We start from the raw sequence: 914 nt of genomic DNA, 5'->3' as shown, positions 1-914 counted from the left end.
TTCTTCAGTTCGCCGTCTAGGTTGAAGGCACCTGCGAGCCTGAGCGCTAGAACGATCTTGGACGAATAAGTTCTTCTATCGCGCTCAAGCGTCTTGGGGTTGTCACACAGCCAAGACCCAATGCAGACATTAGCGCTGCGCTGCCATGGGCGGCCGCGTAGCGTTACCAAGGATTAATTTCTTCGACAGGAGACGGAAAGAATCGATCTTCTAAGATGGACTTAGCGGAGGAGATCGAGTCATCGCCATGCGCCACAGCTTAATCCTGCACGCTGTTACCGCAGCCGGTCTGTTCCTGGCATCCAGCCTCATCTCAGATGCATCCGCCGAGACCGCCGGCCACGCCTTGGCTGTCTCCGTCGACGATTTCAAATATAGAGACACGTCGAACGAGCCCACCGATCAGACGGCGGTGCATGAAAAGCGACTGCGGGCCTTCATGACCGCGCTGCGGGACGATGTCACGGCGGACCACCGTTTTGAGCTTGTGCCGTCCTCCTGCGCTTCAAATTGTCCGACCGATGGACCGACGTTGCGCGATCGGCTGCGCGCGGCGTCACAGGACGGCGCGCAGATCCTGATCATCGGCGGCTTTCATAAGATGAGCACGCTGGTGCAGTTTGCGCAGACTGTTGCTATCGATACAAAATCCCAGCGCATCGTGTTTAGGAAATACTTCCAGTTCCGCGGCGACAACGACGAGGCATGGCAGCGGGCGGAGCGCTTTGTATCGGAGGAGGTCCGCGACCGGCTGCTTGAAAGCAGATCGCAGCAATAGACTACGCGACGCATGTGCATGGCCCGTGAGTCCGGTTTTGGCCCATCACGTCATTTCGCGTGCGCGAACAATCAGGTCGCTGTCAGAGCGAAGCGGACATTAGATGGATGGCAAGATAGGCCGGTTCGGTCGAGAA

Annotated in this window: 1 protein-coding gene; it reads left to right on the top strand. The window is 57.7% G+C overall.

All coding sequences use genetic code 11. The annotated features are described in order from the left end of the window. The first annotated feature begins 247 nt into the window (after window positions 1-247). Window positions 248-778 (top strand): DUF2380 domain-containing protein, encoded by a 531-nt coding sequence (locus tag AC630_RS41920; protein WP_074124301.1) that lies wholly within the window; start codon window positions 248-250, stop codon window positions 776-778. Window positions 779-914 lie beyond the last annotated feature (136 nt).

Source organism: Bradyrhizobium sp. AS23.2, from assembly GCF_001908185.1.
Lineage (GTDB): Bacteria > Pseudomonadota > Alphaproteobacteria > Rhizobiales > Xanthobacteraceae > Bradyrhizobium.
Note: the sequence above shows the minus strand (reverse complement) of the source record. Positions and strands in the feature narration are given on the sequence as shown.